The following is an 18,459-nucleotide window of genomic DNA, read 5'->3' as shown; positions in this document are numbered from 1 at the left end:
ACGTCCTTTTTATATTATCCTTGATTCCCATTTGATGTATAAACTTCTTCATAGGGCTGAACCACAACAAAGCCGCTCCCGCTAAACTTCATTTGGATGGATTCCCCGCTCCCCCTGCCAATAAAGGTTTTAAGCGAAACATCTGTCACAAATTCTGTTTGTAAATCTCCTGACCAAGCAACCGTTGCATTTGGGTCCGTATAGACTTGATCTCCTGGTTGGACGATCAATGTTAATGGCTCGTAATGACTTGTAATGGCGATCAGACCAGGTCCCTCAAGTTTGACATTAAACAATCCACCTGCAAGCATACCAGAAATCTTTTTCATCAGTTTGATATCCCATTGGATCGTTGGTTCAAATGCCAAAAGATCATTTCCATTTACGAAAATGGATTCATTGTGATTCAAACGAAGGATTGAAATCTTTTTTCCTTGATCAGCCACATATAATTTTCCGTCACCAGTGGCTTTCATGAGTGAGGTTCCTTCTCCAGATAACATTTTCTTGAACATTTTTGATACCCCATGCTCAAAAACGCCCTCTCGTTCAAACTTAATCTTTCCCCGATATGAGACCATGGAACCTGCTTTTGCCCAAATTGTCTCTGTGAGATTGATTTCTAAAAGTCTTGAAGTTTCTAGCTCGAAGACCCCTTCTCCTTTATCCTCCTGCTGCGTAGTCTCAACAAATTCTCTAATGGTATAACGATTCATGTAGCACACCTCTTTTTGTAGTTTTTTCTTATACGGACAAGATGCTTTCTAGGTTTCGGAAAAATGGAATGATTTATATAAAAATGGCTTGATTCCTCAAAAAAACAAAAAAAATCAAACATTTTACTCAAAATTTGGCTCGCCTGCTTGACGCTTTACTTTCGATAGTGTATAGTGGAACCATCATTTAACAACCGAATAGGGATTAGATGATGAAAATTTTTTTTAGTATGCCAAAAGGTGTGCTACAGTACTAGGAGGAAAAAGCAATATGCAAAACGGTAAAGTAAAATGGTTTAACAATGAAAAAGGTTTCGGCTTCATTGAAGTTGAAGGCGGAGATGATGTATTCGTTCACTTCACAGCTATCGAAGGTGACGGCTACAAATCTTTAGAAGAAGGACAAGAAGTTTCTTTCGAAATCGTTGAAGGTAATCGTGGACCTCAAGCTGCTAACGTTACAAAACTTTAATTGACTAAATGAATGATAAACCGACAATAAAGAGAGGCGTCTGCCTCTCTTATTTGATTTTCAGTTGAATTTCAATCGCTAAAATATTTTGTTTCAGCCTTTGTTCAATTTCAGAGATATCTTTTTCGAGAAAAGGTCTTCCCTTCTTCGCTACATCTACTAACTGTTCTAGATCGCTGTAAACTTCTTGAAATGCTCGATGTAATACCGTTTCATAATCTTTATTATCCATACCGGTCTTCCCCTTTTCCTCTATTATCCATCAATGAATCAAAAAGTTACTACACCAAAACTTTCAATAGTTATATCGGCTTATTTTTTAGAATATGTTCTTTTTTTTTCACGTTCTAGTGGTTTTTTTCGTTGATGATGTAAGTGCTGATGATCAATAAGGGAAACCGGAGTGCAATTTTTACTTTTTGAGCAGCATCTTTCCGTACTCTTTTATTTTCTCTCCAACTGTACATTGTTGAATACAAAAGGAGTGGGCGTATTTTTTACCAAATTCTTTCCGAAAGTGCTTCTTAATGAAGCAATCTGAACAATATGCATCTTGAAGATCTGTTAATTCTTTTACTGCTGTTTTTTTATCCACATTAATCAGCTCCGTCTACTTCTAATTTCAACTTACTTTCGATTGGCACGTCTGCAAGCATCTGTCTTGCAAGCTGATCTGCTTCTGCATTTTGTTTACGATCAATGATTTCGTATGTTGGGGTGAGCTTCAGCTCTTTTAATGCAGCTTCAATTCGGTCGAGCCATCGATGATGCACATCATCATAACAAGGCCATTCCCCTTTTAACTGATTCATGACAACAAGTGAATCTCCTTTAATCGTCACAGAATTTTTACCTGCGCCAAGATCTTTTAAAGCTTTCACCGCTTCATATAAAGCCGCATACTCCGCTTCATTATTGGTCGTACCTTGAAAGAAATGATTTTTTCTCAAACGATAGGTATCCTCTCCGAGTGTATAATACACCACAATCCCAAGCCCAGATGCTCCTGTTTCTTTACGAAAACTAGCATCAAAATATACCTGAAGCTGATCAGGTTCAAGTTGAAGTTCTTCTTTTAGCTTTTCAAGCTCTTTAATTGACCACATAGCCCCTTTTTCATCTTCAAATGATAAGAGAGCTAGCGGTTCTTTTTTTTCAATATGCTTTGCTAGAAGCAAGGCCTCCTTTAGCTCCATCCAATCTTCTTGGAAAAAAGCAACAGACCCAATATGTTTCACTTTCATTGTATAGTGTGCTCTTAGTTTCATCTAACACATCGCCTTCCCGAGCTTTTAAGGTGAACGTTCGTTATGCTATAATCAAAAAGTTACTTTTTACAATCAGAAAGGAAGTTCATGTCACTTGTTTAATGAAGGTATATGGATTTTATTTGCGATCATTAATTTTATCATTGTTCTTCTATTTTATAAAGGATTTGGCAAGATTGGGCTTTTCGTATGGATTGGCTTTGCGACTGTTGCTGCAAATTTACAAGTTGTCAAAATCGTTGAACTCTTTGGCTTAACGGCAACACTTGGGAATATTTTGTATGGCAGTGTGTTTTTCGCTACTGATGTCCTTAACGAGAAATATGGACAACCTGAGGCTCGAAAGGCTGTATGGATCGGCTTTGCCACACTTTTAACCTTAACGCTTGTGATGCAGGAGGCGCTGCTTTTTCAACCCGCTGCCTCTGATATGTCACAAACCTCATTAGAAACCATTTTTGGCTTTATGCCAAGGGTTGCACTAGGTAGTCTTGCTGCTTATATCATCAGTCAAATGTTAGATGTTTATGTATATTCGTTGATCCGGCGGATATTTCCTTCTGATGGTGCGCTTTGGCTGCGTAATGCCGGAAGTACGATGATTAGCCAGCTACTTGATACACTCATCTTTACAACCATTGCTTTTCTTGGCACGTATCCATTTCATGTGTGGATTGACATTTTCATCACCACATATGTCATTAAATTCATTGTAGCGGCGATTGCAACACCATATGCTTATATAGCTAAAAAAATGGTTCCACTTGATGAAAGGGGGAAATAAAGTGCTAGCTGAAATATACATTGATGGTGCTAGTGCAGGGAATCCAGGCCCTTCTGGAATCGGCATTTTTATAAAATATGACGGCAAGGTTGAATTTTTTTCAATTCCTGTTGGTCCTATGAGCAATCATGAAGCGGAATTTTCTGCCCTGATAGAAGGCATGAAAATCTGCTTGCAAAAAGGATTACGCACGGTTTCATTTCGGACCGACTCACAGGTTGTTGATCGAGCTGCAAATGCAGGGTTTGCTAAAAATCCAGCCTTTAAGCGTTTTATTGAAGACATGATAGAGCTTCAATCTCAGTTTGATTTATTTTTCATTAAGTGGATTCCGAGCAAGGAAAATCAAGTAGCAGATGAACTCGCTAGAAAAGCGATTCACCTATCTAAAGGATGAATCGCTTTACTTTTGGGTACGATCATTGTGAGGTGATGCGTGTTGGATCAAGTGAACAAAGGTCGTACCACAAATGGGACAACTCCTCAAGGTGACGCACAAACAATAGATAAACAGCCCTTATCTCAGCTAGAAAAAAAGACAAAGAAAAGCAATACAAAACATTAAGAGATCAGCCTTAGCTGATCTCTACTTCACTTAATCTGTTAACCATCGGTTCAATGCCGTTAATTTGGTGAAAGCGCAGCATGTCTACTGCACGTTCTGAATTGATATTTATTTTTGTCTGATCAATCGGACAGTCAAGCGGTACATCACATTTAATTTCCGCCAGTATACGTGACAGCTTGAGGTCTTCTAAACCTGCCTGCATTTTCTTTTGCTGTGCATCAGTTAATTCATGTAAATTCTCTAATAGTCGGTCGATGGTTTGATAGGTTTGGATCAATTTCAGTGCTGTTTTTTCTCCGATGCCTTTCACGCCAGGATAATGATCACTTGAATCACCCATTAAAGCTTTCATATCAATTAGCGCCTTTGGTGATACACCCATTTCCTCTTCAAATACTTCCTTTGTATAATGTTTATAATGCCCAATTCCTTTTTGCATGAGTGCAACTGTCACACGATCATCAAGAATTTGTAGCAAGTCTTTATCTCCAGTTAAAACGGTCACATTTGCCTCTTCATTATAATGTGTAGCGAGTGTGCCAATACAATCATCTGCTTCGAAGCCTTTTAAGCCAATGTTCATGATTCCTAGTTCTTCTGTTGCGATCTTTGCTAGATCAAATTGGGGAATGAGCTCAACAGGCGGTTCTCCTCGATTTGCCTTATAATCTTGAAATAATTCATTACGATACGTTTGGCTCCCCATGTCCCAGCAGCAAACAATATGTGTCGGTTTAAACGTTTGAATAGCTGTTAATAAATGCTTCAGGTAGCCATTTACACCATTTGTCGGAACACCTTGTTCATTTATCATAAAATTTCGATGTACAGCAGTTGCATAAAACGACCGAAAGAGCAACGCCATTCCATCAACAAGTAATACGTTTTTATTCATTCACATAAACTCCCTTTTTAAAACAATATCCCTATTTTATCATAGAACATACTAACTGACATAAAAAAAGGACGCCTCTTTTTCTTATGAAAAGAAGAGGACAGCCCTTTTATTTTTGGCCATATTGCATTTTTTTCGTTTCGGCTTCAGCATAGGACGGCATGTCTTTTTGTTTCGGCACATTCTTTTTCTTCTGCTTTTCGTATTGTTTTTTGTTCATCATGACTCTCCTTTCTTGGTCCAATTGTTAAGATGACCAAAAAGGAAAAAGTTAATCTTACTTTTGTCTACGCTCGACATACTCCCTCACCATATCAACTGTGACATGCTTACGTAAAGGGACAATTCTGCCTCGAACCAGTTCATTTATTTGCGATGTGATGGCATTCATCTCATCTGTTGTAAACGGTTCTATTTGTTCACACTTGTCACAACGATGTCAATCAACTGTTCTCTTTTGTTTTCAAGGACAAGAAAGGATTGAAGATGATCATGCTGTTTTTGAGAATGTGCTGACATTTCTTCATGTACACTGCTATTTAGTCTCTCATCAATCAAATGGTTTTCAAATGGTTTTCAATTGGTTTTTCCATTCTTTTGTTTGCTTGTATACTTGTTCAATGATTGCCTGCTTTTTTTGATCTGTAGTAAGACTAGTGACATATGTTTGTCTTTGCTCCTTCAACTGTCGAATTGCATCTGTCTCATAACTTACACGAAAATCCTCTATCATTTTTTCATACCTTACAAGCAATTCTTTTTGTTCTTGATCTGCCCACATAGAAGTTAATTGAAGAAGTACTTCTCTTATCGCTTCAATCAACACAGCCTTTCCGTTTTGTTCAAAAAAAGCCTTTGCTGACTTTTGCTTATTTAAGAGCGGCTCAAACTGGGTAAGCTCCACTTCCACTTCGATTTGTTTCAGCGCTCCATTTTTCTCATCTGGCAGAGCAAGACGAAGAGAAAAGTAAGGGTCTTCAGCGCATGCAGCCTGCATACCTTTCTCCCACTCCTCTTGAAAGTACGACTTGATAAAGGACTCCATTCGAATATCAAGTGCCTTAATTTCCTGCACAAATTCAAATTCATAATCCTTCAATGCCTGATGTAACGCCTTTTTTAATTGCTCTTGGAAGTTTCCTTGAGATAAACCAGGATAAAAGGCTGTCTTTAACAAGTCATTAGCAAAGAGTGATAGCCGCTGAACAATGTGGTAGAGCTGTTCTTGTAAATCCTTCTTTACGCTTTCTGTAATCATTGATCGTTTGATATTGTTCATTTTTTCAATTAACTCTAAATATGACTGCTCTAATTTTTTCTTTTCCGCCTGTTTCTCATCTTCTGATTGATGTAGCGTTGCATGCAGTTTTTCAACTGTTCCACAAAGTGTATTGGCTTCAAAATGTAAAAGCTCGATGGCATCCTTTGTTAATTCTTCATCAATAAAATAGTCCAATTGTTTTCTTAGTTGCTGATATTGATTATAAGATGTTGGTTGCTTTCCTTCTATTACTTCTTTGCTAGAAACATGATGGACATTTGGGTTTCGAATTCCTTCTTTCGTTAGTTCCTTTCGAACATAGTCAATTACGGTTTCAAGCTCTGCTTCATCCTTTGCTAAATCAGCCGCATTGATAATAAAGAACATTTTATCCATGCTAAATGAATCTTTCACAAGTCCGAGCTTGCGTAAAAATGACCGATCTGCTTTTGAGAAGGAGTGCTGGTAATAGGTTAAATAAAGAAGTGCATCTGCATCCTTCATATATTGGAAGGCAATTTCAGTATGTCGCTTATTCATACTGCTGGCGCCTGGCGTATCAACAATGGTCAGCCCTTTATTTGTCAGAGGTGTATTGACATACACCGTTACTTCCTTCACCACACAAGAAACGGCTTCTTCTGCCACATACGGTTTCAGTTCTGCAAGAGTTACATATAATGGCGTTTGCTTATCAATATATTCTTTAAATTTCGACTGCGCGTGCAAGAAATGCTCAACAATGATGTGATGATCCTGTTCAAGATGTCTTTTTTTCAGCACCCTTTCAAGCTTCTGCGCAAATGTGTCTCCCTTTTCCTCTATCACTGAAAACCCAAGGATTTGATCAAGCTCTTGAAGGATTTCCTGCTCTGTTTTAAACATGACTTTCACCGTTTCATGCGGGTGATCTATGGTCGGTTTTGTCAATTTATTAATCGTTGCAGTTGTAGGTGTAGGTGATGAAGGCAGTACCTTTCGTCCAACAAGCGCATTCGCAAAGGAAGATTTCCCTGAACTAAAGGCACCGAATAATGCTAGGGTAAACTCTCTTGCCTGCAGTCGTTTCGTTCGTTTTTCAAAGGCTTCACGCTGAGTTTGAAGTGCGTCTAAAGGTAAAAGTATACGAGAAAGTTTTTCAAATTGTTCAATAGACTCGTTCGTTGTTACATACTGCGTGCGACGTATTTTCTCTTCATCAATTTTCTGTTTTTGAGATTCGTCTTCTGTCTCTACAGATGTATTGTTTTGTTCAAGCAGATTATACTGCATCCATTCTTTTTTCGCATAAAACCAATCTTCTTCAATTTGCTCATGTGTCCCGTTTTGCCAAGTCTCCCATATGTCATGAATGTCTTGCATGAGTTCCTGGTTCTTCGTTAGATGCTGCTTTAGCGTTTGGAGCTCTTGTCTAGCCTGCTCCCACTTTGCTTGTTGTTCCCCTTTTGCATTCATTAGTTGCTGCTTAAGGGTTTGTGCCATCTGTTCAATTAATTGTCTTGCTTCCTGTTTTGCTAGTTTTTTGAGGGCGTCTCCGGCATCTTTCGCATATTGAAGGACGTATTCACTTGAGAAAGTCGCACCAGGATGAATGGCTTTTTCAAGCAACGGTTCTTCAACAGGTGTTTCAAATGCCATCACTTTTTCCAACAAAGCTTCACCAAGCTGATGGTGTTTGACTTCTTTTTTGAATAGTTCTGCAATATGCCAGTCTACTTCTGCTTTCATTCTCGCTTTTACATCAGCTAAGAATACGTCAGCCCGTCTTTCTTTTTCTTGTTGCGTTTTATTTTTAGTGAAAAGCATCCCTACTTTAAATCCAGGTGCTTTTGATTCGAGATAGTCACCTGCGAGCTCTCTCATCTTAAATGGGGTCAAGTTCGCATTTTTTAAGATGTTTTCCATTTCCGCATATAAATGTTCTTCTAGTTGCTTGGCACCATTTTCTATATAGTTGAATTCAGTTTCAAGTTGCTTGACTTCTCTCTTTTTTTCTTGAAGCAGCCTGTCTAGATCATCTTCTTGAAGCTCTTGTTTTAACGACTCGATGTGTTCTTTTAATATGTGCTCAATTTTTTGCTCGGTATATGCACGAAGTGAGGCTTGCGGCAAAGTTTGTAATTCGTTTAGTTTCTCCACTAAACGAGTCATTTCATTTCTTGGATGCGCTTTATCGGTTACAGAAGTAAAATAGAGATGATCTTCATCAATTCCCTCTTTTATAAGCATCTCTACTATCTGCTTTTGGTAATGCTCAAATGCTGTCTCATTTTCATCATGCCTATCGACTTGATTTACAATAAAATAAAGATTTGGCACTTGATCTTTGATAGACCGAATAAAACGAATATTCTCTTCAGCATGTACATGATTATAATGAACGACATAAAAAAGAACATCTGCTTGATGAAGGATAGAAGCAGCAGATAAAAAATGGGCATGGTCGGTTGAATCAATCCCAGGCGTATCAATCAATGCGACTTTGTCTTCAAGGCCCCCAAAATCACCGCTAATTTCGACCATTTCAATCTGCTCACCATCTTGACAAAAACGCTGCACCGCATCTTGATCATATGGTCCATTCATTTTTGCAAAGCGTCCATCAGAGGTGTGCAGTTGGACTTCATTTGTTCCTTTTCTGACAACGACTAAGTTTGCACTTGTTGGAATTGGACTAGTTGGCAAAATTTGATCATTGAGCAGATGGTTGACAAGTGATGACTTACCAGCAGAATAGTGACCTGTAAATGCAATATACACTTCTTTTTCTTGATCCTTTTTCATAATCGATGCTAGTTTAGCTGCACGCTCATGGTCATGCCTTTTGAGGAGCCTTTTATATAAAGCACCTGTAGTTTGAACGAGCGAATCTCGAATAGACAAGTCTTTCATGACGATAAACCCCTTTGTTTTTAGAAAAGTCAGTTATGTATGTGATACCATTTTACACAAAATAAAGAGAAATTTCTTCTGATCTGAGAAAATAAAAAATCTGCTACCCGATCAGTCTCAAATGACTGAAATCAGGAAGCAGATTTTTTTAAAACACCTTTTAATACAAAGCCAATTAATAAGCTATATACACAAACCGTACCGAGTAAGAAAACCATTGTCATATGATCACCGTCCATCATTCATTATTGAGAATGTTTATCATTAATGAAAGTGTACCACAATTGATAATGATTTTCAATATTAATTTAGTAAATACTGATGAAGCGCTTCTTCTTCTGTCTGAATGCGCACCATCATCATCCATACATTTAAACAGGTAAACAGAATCGCCGTGATATACGCCTGAAACAATAGTGGAATCAATACAAATTCAATAGCAACCACCAAATAGTTTGGATGCTTCATCCAACGGTATGGCCCCTTTTTCACAATCATGGCATTTGGAACGACTAAAATCTTCGTATTCCAGTACATTCCAAGTGAACACAATGCCCAATATCGTGCAAGCTGTGTAACCATTAGCAGTATCAACAGTGACAGAAAAAAACGGGATCGTTCATGTTGAAAAAGCAATGTCTCTGCAATAAGCGAAAGAAAAAAAGCAGCATGCATGGCCACCATATAAGGGTAATGACGAGCCCCAAATTCAATAGCACCTATGGCTTTTACTTTTTTTTCATTCCTTTTTGCAACAAGTACTTCTATCAGCCGCTGACAAATCAACAGACCAATGATTAGCCAAAAGACCATCATGAGGCTCCCTCCCATCTCATTAGTAATAGTTCAGAAGAAAAGCCTGGACCAAGTGCGCCGCAAAGACCGATTTCATCGACCTCAGCCGTTTCGTGTTCAAGAAAATGTTTGATGACATACAAAACTGTAGCAGAGGACATATTTCCGTGATTCTTCAGCACTTCTTTTGAAGAAAAAAGCTGCCTTTCCTGTAAGGAAAGACTTTGAAGATACGCATCAATGACTTTTTTTCCACCAGGATGTGCAAGGAAAACTGAAATATCGTCTTTTGAAAGTCCTTGCTGTCCCAGAAATTGATCGACCTGTTCTTTTAACCAGCCAGAAATAATTGACGGGATGTCACGTGAAAATATAACCTTGAAACCGTCACTTGTAAAATCCCAGCCCATTACATCTTCAGAACTTTTCATTGTAACTGACTGCGTACCGACTACTTTGGGCACAGTTTTTAAATTAGTATATTCAAACGCAGCCTGTTTTCCGCTTAACAGAACAGCCGCAACCCCATCACCAAACAGGGAAGTGCCTATTAAATTACTTTTGGATTGGTCTTTTGGCTGAAAGGTCAAGCTACAAAGTTCACATGCCACTACAAGAACCTTTGCTTTCGGATAGGCCTTTATGTATTCAAAAGCTCGAGACAATCCTGCCGCACCCCCGCCGCAGCCTAACCCCCAAATGGGGATTCGTTTTGTATAAGGTGAAAAAGGGAGTACATTCATCAGCTTTGCATCAAGACTTGGTGTCGATAAGCCAGTGCTTGAGATAAAAAACAAGGCATCAATGTCTTCGCATGGAACTGGCGTTTTAAGAAATGTGGTTTCATTCAGACAGTTACATATGGCCTCTTTCGCATGAGTCAATGCCTTTTCATGATAGATGTTGTTTTTTTCCTCAAACGAATGATTCTCATGATACCACTCTATCGGCTTGACAAACTGCCTACTGTAAATGTCTCCATGATCAAAGACTCTCAGCAGTCGGTCAATCTCTTTAAACGATCGTTTAAATTGAGATCTTGCAAATTTCGCTGCTGTTTGCTGATCTACATGATGACTCGGAAGACTGGTTCCAACTGAAAGTATATAGGCCATCGGCTTCACCTCTTTTTTGGTTTAATATCCCCTATCAAAAAAAGGATATACAGACCAAATGGTCACAATTCAGTCAAAATATTTTCCTTCGTCTAACTTTTTGTCTTGACGACAATTGATAAATAATGGATAATATAAATGAAAACATGATGTAGTTTTCCTCCTTCACAGGTTCGTTCCAAGCCAAGCGAACCTGCTTTTTTTATGCAAAAAACACCTCTCAATAAGAGGTGTTACATAGATTGTTTCGCTTCTTCCACTTGGCTTTCGAGATGAGCTTCTTTTTGAAAAGGAATCATGTGAAAAATAATATGAAGAAAAATGGCTGTAAAGCTTCCAACGACAATTCCGTTACTCGTCAGTAATTTAATGGATTCTGGCAGATGCTCAAACATTTGCGGAACAACTGTTACTCCTAGACCGATCCCAACAGAACAAGCGACAATGAGCAAGTTTTCCTGCTTTGCAAAATCAACGTGCGACAGCATTTTAATACCGTAAGCAATGACCATTCCAAACATCGCCACCATGGCTCCGCCAAGTACCGATTTTGGGATAATCGTCGTAAAAGCAGCGATTTTTGGAAACAACCCAAACAGCATCAATAATGCACCTGTTACGACTATGACTTGGTTTTTCTTTACGCCTGTTAACTGGATCAGACCCACGTTTTGTGAATAAGCCGTATACGGGAATGCATTGAAAATGCCGCCTAATAACACAGCAATTCCCTCTGCACGATAGCCCTTTGCCAAGTCTTTTTCCTTTATTGAACGATTCGTTATATCTCCTAGTGCAAAATACACACCTGTTGATTCAACTAAAGTGACAATGGCTACAAGTGTCATTGTCATAATCGGCACAAATTTGAAAGATGGCAGCCCAAAATAAAAAGGTTCAATCATTCGGAAGATTTGCGCATTCGCTACTTCCGCTGTTTCAACTTTTCCTAAAATGGCAGCTATCGCTGTCCCAAGGAGAATACCGATTAAAATCGCAATAGCTTTCAAAAACCCTTTAGTAAAGCGATAAAGCAGAACAATGATAAGCAAGACAAGGAAGGCCATCCCTAGATTTTCAAAAGATCCATAATCAGGACTTCCTTCTCCACCTGCCATATTGTTCATGGCCACCGGAATAAGGGTAATCCCAATAATTGTCACCACTGAACCCGTCACAACAGGCGGAAAGAACTTAACAAGCTTTCCGAAGAAAAAGGATAGTGCGATGACTATTAAACCTGATGCAATGATACTTCCGTATATGGACGAAATTCCGTACTTTGACCCAATTGCAATCATTGGAGAGACAGCTGTAAATGTACAGCCTAAAACAACCGGCAAACCAATGCCAAAAAAGCGATTTTTCCAGACTTGAAGCAGTGTGGCTGCACCGCACATGAATATATCTGCCGAAATTAAGTACGTTAGTTGTGCCGGTGTGAGTCCCAGCGCATCTCCAACAATGAGCGGAACAAGCACTGCACCTGTATACATAGCCAGCACATGCTGGATGCCTAGAGAAAGCGTTTTGGCTTTTTTAGCAGCACTCATGATTGTACCTCCCGTACAAACGTGACTTTCCCTTCTTCAAGTGATTCTATACGTACAAGCGACTCAACGCGGAACCCCATTCGGACAAGCTCTTTTCTCCCCGGTTGGAATGACTTCTCAATGACAATCCCAAAGCCTGCTACCTTTGCCTTTGCCTGTTTTGCAATAGCAGCGAGTCCTTTAGCCGCTTCACCGTTGGCAAGAAAGTCATCTATAATCAACACACAGTCGTTTTCATCAAGATGGGTGTTTGAAATAGCGATGGTACTTTCGATTTTTTTTGTAAAGGAGTATACACTTGCTGTCAGCAAGTTATCCGTTAATGTGAGTGATTGGCGTTTACGAGCAAACACAACGGGAACATTCAGCGCAAGACCAGCCATCACAGCAGGCGCAATACCAGAAGATTCAATGGTGATGATCTTTGTAATCCCCGCATGTTCAAATAATCTAGCAAACTCTTGACCAATCTCATGCATTAAGACTGGGTCAATTTGATGATTTAAAAAGGCGTCTACCTTTAGCACTTGATTCGATAGAACGATTCCTTCATTCTCAATTTTTCGGCGCAACAATTCCATCATTTCTTCCTCCTATCATATTGACAAAGATTCTACTTTTACACATAAAAAAAGCATTGCTGTCCAAAAGGAGCAAGCAATGCGAAAACGATCCCTAAGATCTTCAGCTCATATCAAGCCGTTTCATTTTGCTCACTCATAGTCGGACGGTATCGGTGTCCGGTAGAAACTTGCGTGCCATCATCACGCGATTATATGAGTGTTTCATAGTGTTCAAATTATAACAAGATTTCAAACGGATGAAAAGGACTTTTCTAGAAGAACACCGAACTTAAATAGCAAATAAGATCAAAATGTTCGTTTTTAGAATATTCAAATATGAAAGAAGCCCCCTTCTCCATCAAAGGGTGCTTTTCATTTTATGATAAATAGAGTTTCGTATATTTATCTGTTAAGTAATTGATTAAATATTGAACATTTAGTTCTTCGCCGGTTGCATCTTGAATGATTTCAGAAGGCTTTTTCCGCTTTCCATGTTTGTGGACATGCTCAGTCAGCCATTGTTTTATCGGAGCAAAAGACCCATTTTGAATCAGCTCATCGAAATTCGGAAGATCTTTGAGCATTTGATGTTTTAATTGTGCCGCATACATATAACCAAGAGCATATGAAGGGAAATAGCCAAAGCTTCCATCAGACCAGTGAACATCCTGTAAGATACCAAGTGCATCGTTAGGCGGAGTAATGCCAAGATACGCTTTGTATTTTTCATTCCAAAGTGCAGGCAGATCTTCAACCGCTACATCTTCATTGAAAATGGCTTTTTCAATTTCATAGCGAATGATGATATGGAGCGGGTACGTCAGCTCATCTGCTTCAATTCGAATGAATGTCGGTTTTGATTCATTGACAGCATGCACAAAATCTTTTAAAGAAACATCTTTGAATTGTTCAGGAGAAGCATCCTGTAGCTTTTGATAATATGTTTTCCAGAAATCTTCGTGCCTGCCAATAAAGTTCTCAAAGAACAGTGACTGCGACTCATGGATGCCCATAGACGTACCGTCGCATAACAGAGTTCCGCTCAATGATTCATCAATGTTTTGTTCATAGATGGCATGACCACACTCATGAATCGTGCCAAAGAGCGCCATACGAAAATCATGTTCATCATATCGAGTAGTCACACGAACATCGCCTCTGCTTAATGTCACAGCAAACGGATGAACTGTCGTATCAAGACGACCCGCATCAAAGTCATAGCCTAACTCTTTTAAGAAAAAGGTACTAAGTTCTTTTTGCTTATCGATCGGGAAACTTTTAAATAAAAATGAAGTATCCGGCTTGTTTGAAGAGGCTTCGATTTTTTTCACTAAAGGAACGATGGCTTCACGTAGCGCGCCAAACATTTGATCGAGTTGCTCAACCGTCATATCAGGCTCATAATTATTAAGCAGTACATCATACGGCGTTTTTTTGACGCCCCAATATTGAATAAAACGTTTATTGAAATCAATGAGTTGCTTTAAGTATGGCGCAAAAAGCGAAAAGTCTGATTTTTCTCTCGCCTCTACCCATACATGCTCTGCTTTTGATTGTAAAATGGAATATTCCTTAAATTCTTCTTTTGGAATTTTACTGTTTTCATCATACTCTTTTTGTGATAATTCGAGTGCCTTTTGTGTATCTAGAGACAGCTCATCTCGATGTTTATTTAATGCAGCAAGAAGATCTCTCATTTCATCAGAAGTTTTCATATTAAAAATGTCACTTGATAATTGACCGATGGTTTCAGATCTGAAATCAGCGCCTTTTTTAGGAGCTTGTGTTCTGGAATCCCAATAAAGTAAATGGAGCGCCTCTGTATAGTGAGCGATTTTTCCTAGTAATTGATAAAACGCTTTCTCTTGTGATTCAAGACTCATGCGTTTGTTCCCCCAATCAATAAAATATGTATGTACGTTTCAAGGCTACTTCAATAAATGATCGTTTGTCAATGAAAAAGAGGAGGATACAAAGCTGCATCCTCCTTTTATGAACTAATGACTGGTGTAACTGGCAGTACAGATTCAATTTTACTTTGAAGCTTAGCGTCTTTCTTGCAATCAAAATACACATGAATGGTCCCAGAATCTTGGCTTGTCCGAATCAGTCTCCCAATGCCTTGTCTTAATCGTAGCAGCATATATGGAAGGTCTACTTCAGCATATGCATTTTTCGCTTCGTTACGCTTTGCTTCAAATACAGGATCATGAGGCGGATAAGGAAGTCCCCAGATGACAACACTCGTCAGTGATTGACCTGGAATATCTAATCCTTCCCAAAGGTGTACAGAACATAAAACAGACGTTTCATCTGCTTGAAACTTTTGAACAATGGTGCTAATCTCCTCGTCTCCCTCAAAATACACATGGAAAGGCAATGCTTCATTCGATGCGTCAAACTGTTTTCTAAACAAATGAAGGTCATCAAATGAAGGAAATAAGATGAGTGAATGGCCCCCATTTTCTTTCAGATGAGACATGACTTGATTTGCTTTTGCCTCTGCTTGAGGGAACGGCTGTGAAATACCATGAAAATAGATACGCATTTGCTCTTCATAATCATACGGCGAGGCAACACTCATAGATAAATAGTCTTTGATGCCAAGACTTTTCGCTAAATAGTCAAAAGATTGATTATCAGACAATGTAGCTGAAGAGAAAATATAAGGGATTTTTTGTGAGAATACCTTTTCACCAAGCACCTCTGCAACCGTCTTTGGCATAACGACAAACGTAGTGTCTAATTCCTGCTTTTCAAGCCAGCTAATGGCATTCTTTTGATAAAGTGAAAGCGAATAAGCCATTTGTTCAATATACTCTTCCACCACAGACAATTCGTATTGATCAATTGTATACATCTCGGATTCGAAAACGAGCGCTTCTCCGATTTTTTCAAGTAAGTCACACAATTCACTTGCTGAACGCTTGACCTCTTCATCGCGTTCAATTTCATGTCGATGTGAACCTTTGACTTCTTTTGCATTTGTTTTCAAGAGATAAAAGAATTCATCGTTTGTTGCAAGCGCATCTTCAACGAGCTCTGCAAATTCCTCACGAATGTCATTTTGTAAAAGTCGCTCTAAGAATGTCTCAAGAGTTGATTGCTTGACTCTGTACGTTAAAGCTTTTTGAGCTGCAAACTCAAGAAGATGCCCTTCATCAAATACGACAGAACTATGTTCAGGTAAAAGCGGAAGCTGACCTTCACGCTTACGAGACTCCTTTGTCCACACATGTTCCATGTAAAAGTCATGAGAACAAATGATAAGATCCGTTGCCCTGCGATAATAATCTCTTGATAAATTCAGACCGCAGCGGTGACGCATGTCACAAGTCAAGCAATCTTGAAAAGAGTCATAGCCGATTTTTGCCCATTCATCATTTGATAGTTTTGGGTACTCTTTTCGGTCGCCATACGGATAAAAGGTTTGCATACCGTGTGATTCATGAACAAATGAAGGAAGTGATTCATAAATATCAAGCCACTTCTCATCGTCTTCACGCTGCATCGTTTTCTCTAGTTTTTTCAAACATAAATATTGGTCATGAGATTTACTTAATCTCGCATCTATTTGAATCTCTAGGTGATGAGCAATTTTATAGATGTCACCTTCTTGTTTGACAAGCTGTTCAATTAATGTTTCATCAGCACATGCAATAATCGCAGGTTTCCCTGTATACCTTGCATATGCGACGGCAAATAATAGATAGACGATTGTTTTGCCTGTGCCTACCCCAGCTTCTGCAAACATCACACTTTTTTCTTTAAAAGCTCTTTCTAGCTGAAAAGCCATGAATATTTGTTCATCCCGAAGATCAAAGCCCTTTTCTGGTAAAATGTCATAAAACACATCACCAATCCAGTTGCCCAGCTCTTCGTAAAAATTATGTTCTTTTGATAATGAAAAAGGCAAACGAGATGCTGTCACCTGCTTCAACCCCCAACTTTTGAATCATTCAGACATTCAATAGTAACATCTTCACAGGGGAAACTCAATCTTTTTATGAACGCAGGCGATGATGATAACTTTCTTTCATTAGAAATGCATGCTCTGAATGCTCTTTGTAAGCTCGAGCAAGCTCTAAATCATGCATAGCCGCAACAAGCTGAGCAGGTTGTCCAGATCCCTGCCCTTGTATTTCTTGAGCAGTAGAAGACAATGCTTTTTCAATTAACTGAAATTGATCATATTGAATCATTGTGACACCTCTTTTTTTAAAATCAAGTTCAGTTTATTCCGTCTCTCTAAGGTTTATACCTATGGGTTTCATAAAATGATAAAAAAGCCACACCTGTTCAGGTGTGACCATTTTTTATGCTTCAGTTCGTTGTTTTTTAGGTGGACGTTTTCCCCAATATTGATAATAGTCTGTTTTAATGAATCCATTGAACAGTTTTCTCTTTTTGGTTGCTTTTTTTCCAAAACACTCTTCAAACTTTTCATATGACGTTAGTATATAAATCGACCATGTCTCTAACTCTTTAAATACTTTCCCCATATCTCGGTACATTTTTTCGACAGCTTGTTTATCACTGAGGCGTTCTCCGTAAGGCGGATTCCCTACAATCACACCATACTCTTCTTTTGTTTGAAAGTCTTTCACTTGCATTTGCTTAAATTGAATTAATTCACTTAAACCAGCTTCTTCTGCATTCATCTTCGCAATTTCCACCATGCGATGGTCAATATCACTTGCGGTGATTTGTAGAGGTTGATCATAATTGGCTTTTTCTTCCACTTCATGACGCGCTTGATTCCATACGTCCTCACCAATCCACGTCCATGCTTCTGAAGCAAATTCCCGGTTAAATCCTGGGGCAATGTTCTGGCCTATCATTGCCGCTTCAATTGCAATCGTTCCAGATCCGCAAAAAGGGTCAACAAATGGACGGTCAGGCGTCCAATTCGTCAATAATACCAAAGCCGCAGCAAGGGTTTCTTTAATGGGGGCCCCTCCCTGATCCGTGCGGTATCCACGTTTGTGGAGTCCTACACCAGATGTATCGAGTGTGAGAACTGCCTTATCTTTTAAAAGGGCAATCTCAACTTTATATTCTGGTCCTGTCTCCTCCAGCCATTCAGACTGAATGTTGTAAGCTGATCTTAATTTTTGTGCAATGGCCTTTTTGACGATTCGCTGACAATCCGGCACACTTGCAAGCTGTGATTTGACAGACTTACCGATGACAGGGAATGTACTATTTTTCGGTAAGTAAGCCGCCCAGTCAATCGCTTTCGTTCGTTCAAAAAGCTCGTCAAATGATTTCGCCGGAAATTCAGCTACTTGTACCTTTACACGATCCGCTGTGCGCAACCAAAGGTTTGCGCGGCAAATCGCAAGAGCATCTCCTTGAAAAATCACTTTCCCATTATCTACTGTGCACTCATAGCCAAGGTCTCTTACTTCTTTTGCAACAATTGCTTCAATGCCCATTGGAGCTGTCGCGATGAGTGTATAAGTTCTCATCTATTGATCACCTGTTTTCTCTTACTTTTTCTTATTCAAGATAAAAGCTCTCCATATGTAAATAGGAGAGCTTTGTTTTCATCATGCTTATGATAACGGATGTAAC

The 18,459-nt window shown here is 39.0% G+C and carries 17 protein-coding genes, 1 pseudogene and 1 riboswitch; of the genes and pseudogenes, 3 read left to right on the top strand and 15 right to left on the bottom strand.

All coding sequences use genetic code 11. The annotated features are described in order from the left end of the window. Positions 1 to 14: 14 nt before the first annotated feature. Positions 15 to 716: an AIM24 family protein gene (locus ABVJ71_RS02645; RefSeq protein WP_353855473.1), complete on the bottom strand. Its 702-nt coding sequence runs from the start codon at positions 714 to 716 to the stop codon at positions 15 to 17. Between the two features lie 271 nt (positions 717 to 987). On the opposite strand from ABVJ71_RS02645, the gene cspD reads away from it, so the two are divergent. Beyond that, entirely contained in the window at positions 988 to 1,188 is a 201-nt protein-coding gene (cspD, locus tag ABVJ71_RS02640) for a cold-shock protein CspD (RefSeq protein ID WP_024422747.1), read from the top strand. A 49-nt stretch (positions 1,189 to 1,237) separates the two neighbouring features. Here the strand turns inward: cspD and ABVJ71_RS02635 are convergent, their stop codons facing one another. The 3 genes from ABVJ71_RS02635 to ABVJ71_RS02625 form a co-directional block, all read right to left on the bottom strand. Further along, positions 1,238 to 1,420 carry a hypothetical protein gene (locus ABVJ71_RS02635; RefSeq protein ID WP_353855472.1) on the bottom strand — a complete coding sequence of 61 codons (183 nt, stop codon included), beginning with the start codon at positions 1,418 to 1,420 and terminating at the stop codon, positions 1,238 to 1,240. 180 nt (positions 1,421 to 1,600) lie between these two features. Beyond that, complete coding sequence (locus tag ABVJ71_RS02630) at positions 1,601 to 1,783, bottom strand: zinc-finger domain-containing protein (protein WP_353855471.1); 183 nt, start codon at positions 1,781 to 1,783, stop codon at positions 1,601 to 1,603. A gap of 1 nt (position 1,784) precedes the next feature. Beyond that, positions 1,785 to 2,456 (bottom strand): reverse transcriptase-like protein, encoded by a 672-nt coding sequence (locus ABVJ71_RS02625; protein ID WP_353855470.1) that lies wholly within the window; start codon positions 2,454 to 2,456, stop codon positions 1,785 to 1,787. Between the two features lie 94 nt (positions 2,457 to 2,550). Here ABVJ71_RS02625 and ABVJ71_RS02620 point away from each other — a divergent pair, with 94 nt between their 5' ends. Then, positions 2,551 to 3,240 (top strand): queuosine precursor transporter, encoded by a 690-nt coding sequence (locus ABVJ71_RS02620; protein WP_353855469.1) that lies wholly within the window; start codon positions 2,551 to 2,553, stop codon positions 3,238 to 3,240. A gap of 1 nt (position 3,241) precedes the next feature. Further along, positions 3,242 to 3,637 (top strand): reverse transcriptase-like protein, encoded by a 396-nt coding sequence (locus ABVJ71_RS02615; RefSeq protein WP_353855468.1) that lies wholly within the window; start codon positions 3,242 to 3,244, stop codon positions 3,635 to 3,637. Between the two features lie 178 nt (positions 3,638 to 3,815). On the opposite strand, the gene ABVJ71_RS02610 is transcribed toward ABVJ71_RS02615, so the two are convergent. From ABVJ71_RS02610 to ABVJ71_RS02560, 11 genes and pseudogenes are all read right to left on the bottom strand, one after another. After that, the gene (locus ABVJ71_RS02610; RefSeq protein WP_353855467.1) at positions 3,816 to 4,703 is read right to left on the bottom strand and encodes a 5'-3' exonuclease; all 888 of its coding nucleotides are present in this window, start codon (positions 4,701 to 4,703) and stop codon (positions 3,816 to 3,818) included. A 277-nt stretch (positions 4,704 to 4,980) separates the two neighbouring features. Beyond that, positions 4,981 to 5,222 (bottom strand): annotated as a pseudogene (locus tag ABVJ71_RS02605) (DUF2533 family protein). A 46-nt stretch (positions 5,223 to 5,268) separates the two neighbouring features. Further along, on the bottom strand, positions 5,269 to 8,856 hold the full coding sequence (locus ABVJ71_RS02600) for a dynamin family protein (RefSeq protein WP_353855466.1): 3,588 nt from the start codon (positions 8,854 to 8,856) through the stop codon (positions 5,269 to 5,271). A 303-nt stretch (positions 8,857 to 9,159) separates the two neighbouring features. Continuing rightward, positions 9,160 to 9,669 (bottom strand): isoprenylcysteine carboxylmethyltransferase family protein, encoded by a 510-nt coding sequence (locus tag ABVJ71_RS02595; RefSeq protein WP_353856533.1) that lies wholly within the window; start codon positions 9,667 to 9,669, stop codon positions 9,160 to 9,162. Next, positions 9,669 to 10,766 carry a 3-oxoacyl-[acyl-carrier-protein] synthase III C-terminal domain-containing protein gene (locus tag ABVJ71_RS02590; RefSeq protein ID WP_353855465.1) on the bottom strand — a complete coding sequence of 366 codons (1,098 nt, stop codon included), beginning with the start codon at positions 10,764 to 10,766 and terminating at the stop codon, positions 9,669 to 9,671. Before ABVJ71_RS02590 ends, ABVJ71_RS02595 begins: the two co-directional genes overlap by 1 nt. A 233-nt stretch (positions 10,767 to 10,999) precedes the next feature. After that, positions 11,000 to 12,319 (bottom strand): nucleobase:cation symporter-2 family protein, encoded by a 1,320-nt coding sequence (locus ABVJ71_RS02585; RefSeq protein ID WP_353855464.1) that lies wholly within the window; start codon positions 12,317 to 12,319, stop codon positions 11,000 to 11,002. Continuing rightward, positions 12,316 to 12,900 carry a xanthine phosphoribosyltransferase gene (xpt, locus tag ABVJ71_RS02580; RefSeq protein WP_353856532.1) on the bottom strand — a complete coding sequence of 195 codons (585 nt, stop codon included), beginning with the start codon at positions 12,898 to 12,900 and terminating at the stop codon, positions 12,316 to 12,318. Before xpt ends, ABVJ71_RS02585 begins: the two co-directional genes overlap by 4 nt. A 119-nt stretch (positions 12,901 to 13,019) precedes the next feature. After that, positions 13,020 to 13,119, bottom strand: a riboswitch (purine riboswitch). Positions 13,120 to 13,259: 140 nt separating this feature from the next. Continuing rightward, complete coding sequence (locus tag ABVJ71_RS02575) at positions 13,260 to 14,765, bottom strand: carboxypeptidase M32 (protein WP_353855463.1); 1,506 nt, start codon at positions 14,763 to 14,765, stop codon at positions 13,260 to 13,262. 107 nt (positions 14,766 to 14,872) lie between these two features. Further along, complete coding sequence (locus ABVJ71_RS02570; RefSeq protein WP_353855462.1) at positions 14,873 to 16,813, bottom strand: ATP-dependent DNA helicase; 1,941 nt, start codon at positions 16,811 to 16,813, stop codon at positions 14,873 to 14,875. Positions 16,814 to 16,886: 73 nt separating this feature from the next. Further along, complete coding sequence (locus tag ABVJ71_RS02565) at positions 16,887 to 17,084, bottom strand: hypothetical protein (RefSeq protein WP_353855461.1); 198 nt, start codon at positions 17,082 to 17,084, stop codon at positions 16,887 to 16,889. Positions 17,085 to 17,198: 114 nt separating this feature from the next. Then, positions 17,199 to 18,353 (bottom strand): class I SAM-dependent RNA methyltransferase, encoded by a 1,155-nt coding sequence (locus tag ABVJ71_RS02560; RefSeq protein ID WP_353855460.1) that lies wholly within the window; start codon positions 18,351 to 18,353, stop codon positions 17,199 to 17,201. Positions 18,354 to 18,459 lie beyond the last annotated feature (106 nt).

It is taken from the genome of Bacillus sp. Bos-x628, assembly GCF_040500475.1.
Lineage (GTDB): Bacteria > Bacillota > Bacilli > Bacillales > Bacillaceae > Bacillus > Bacillus maqinnsis.
This window is presented reverse-complemented; position numbering and strand designations above follow the sequence as displayed.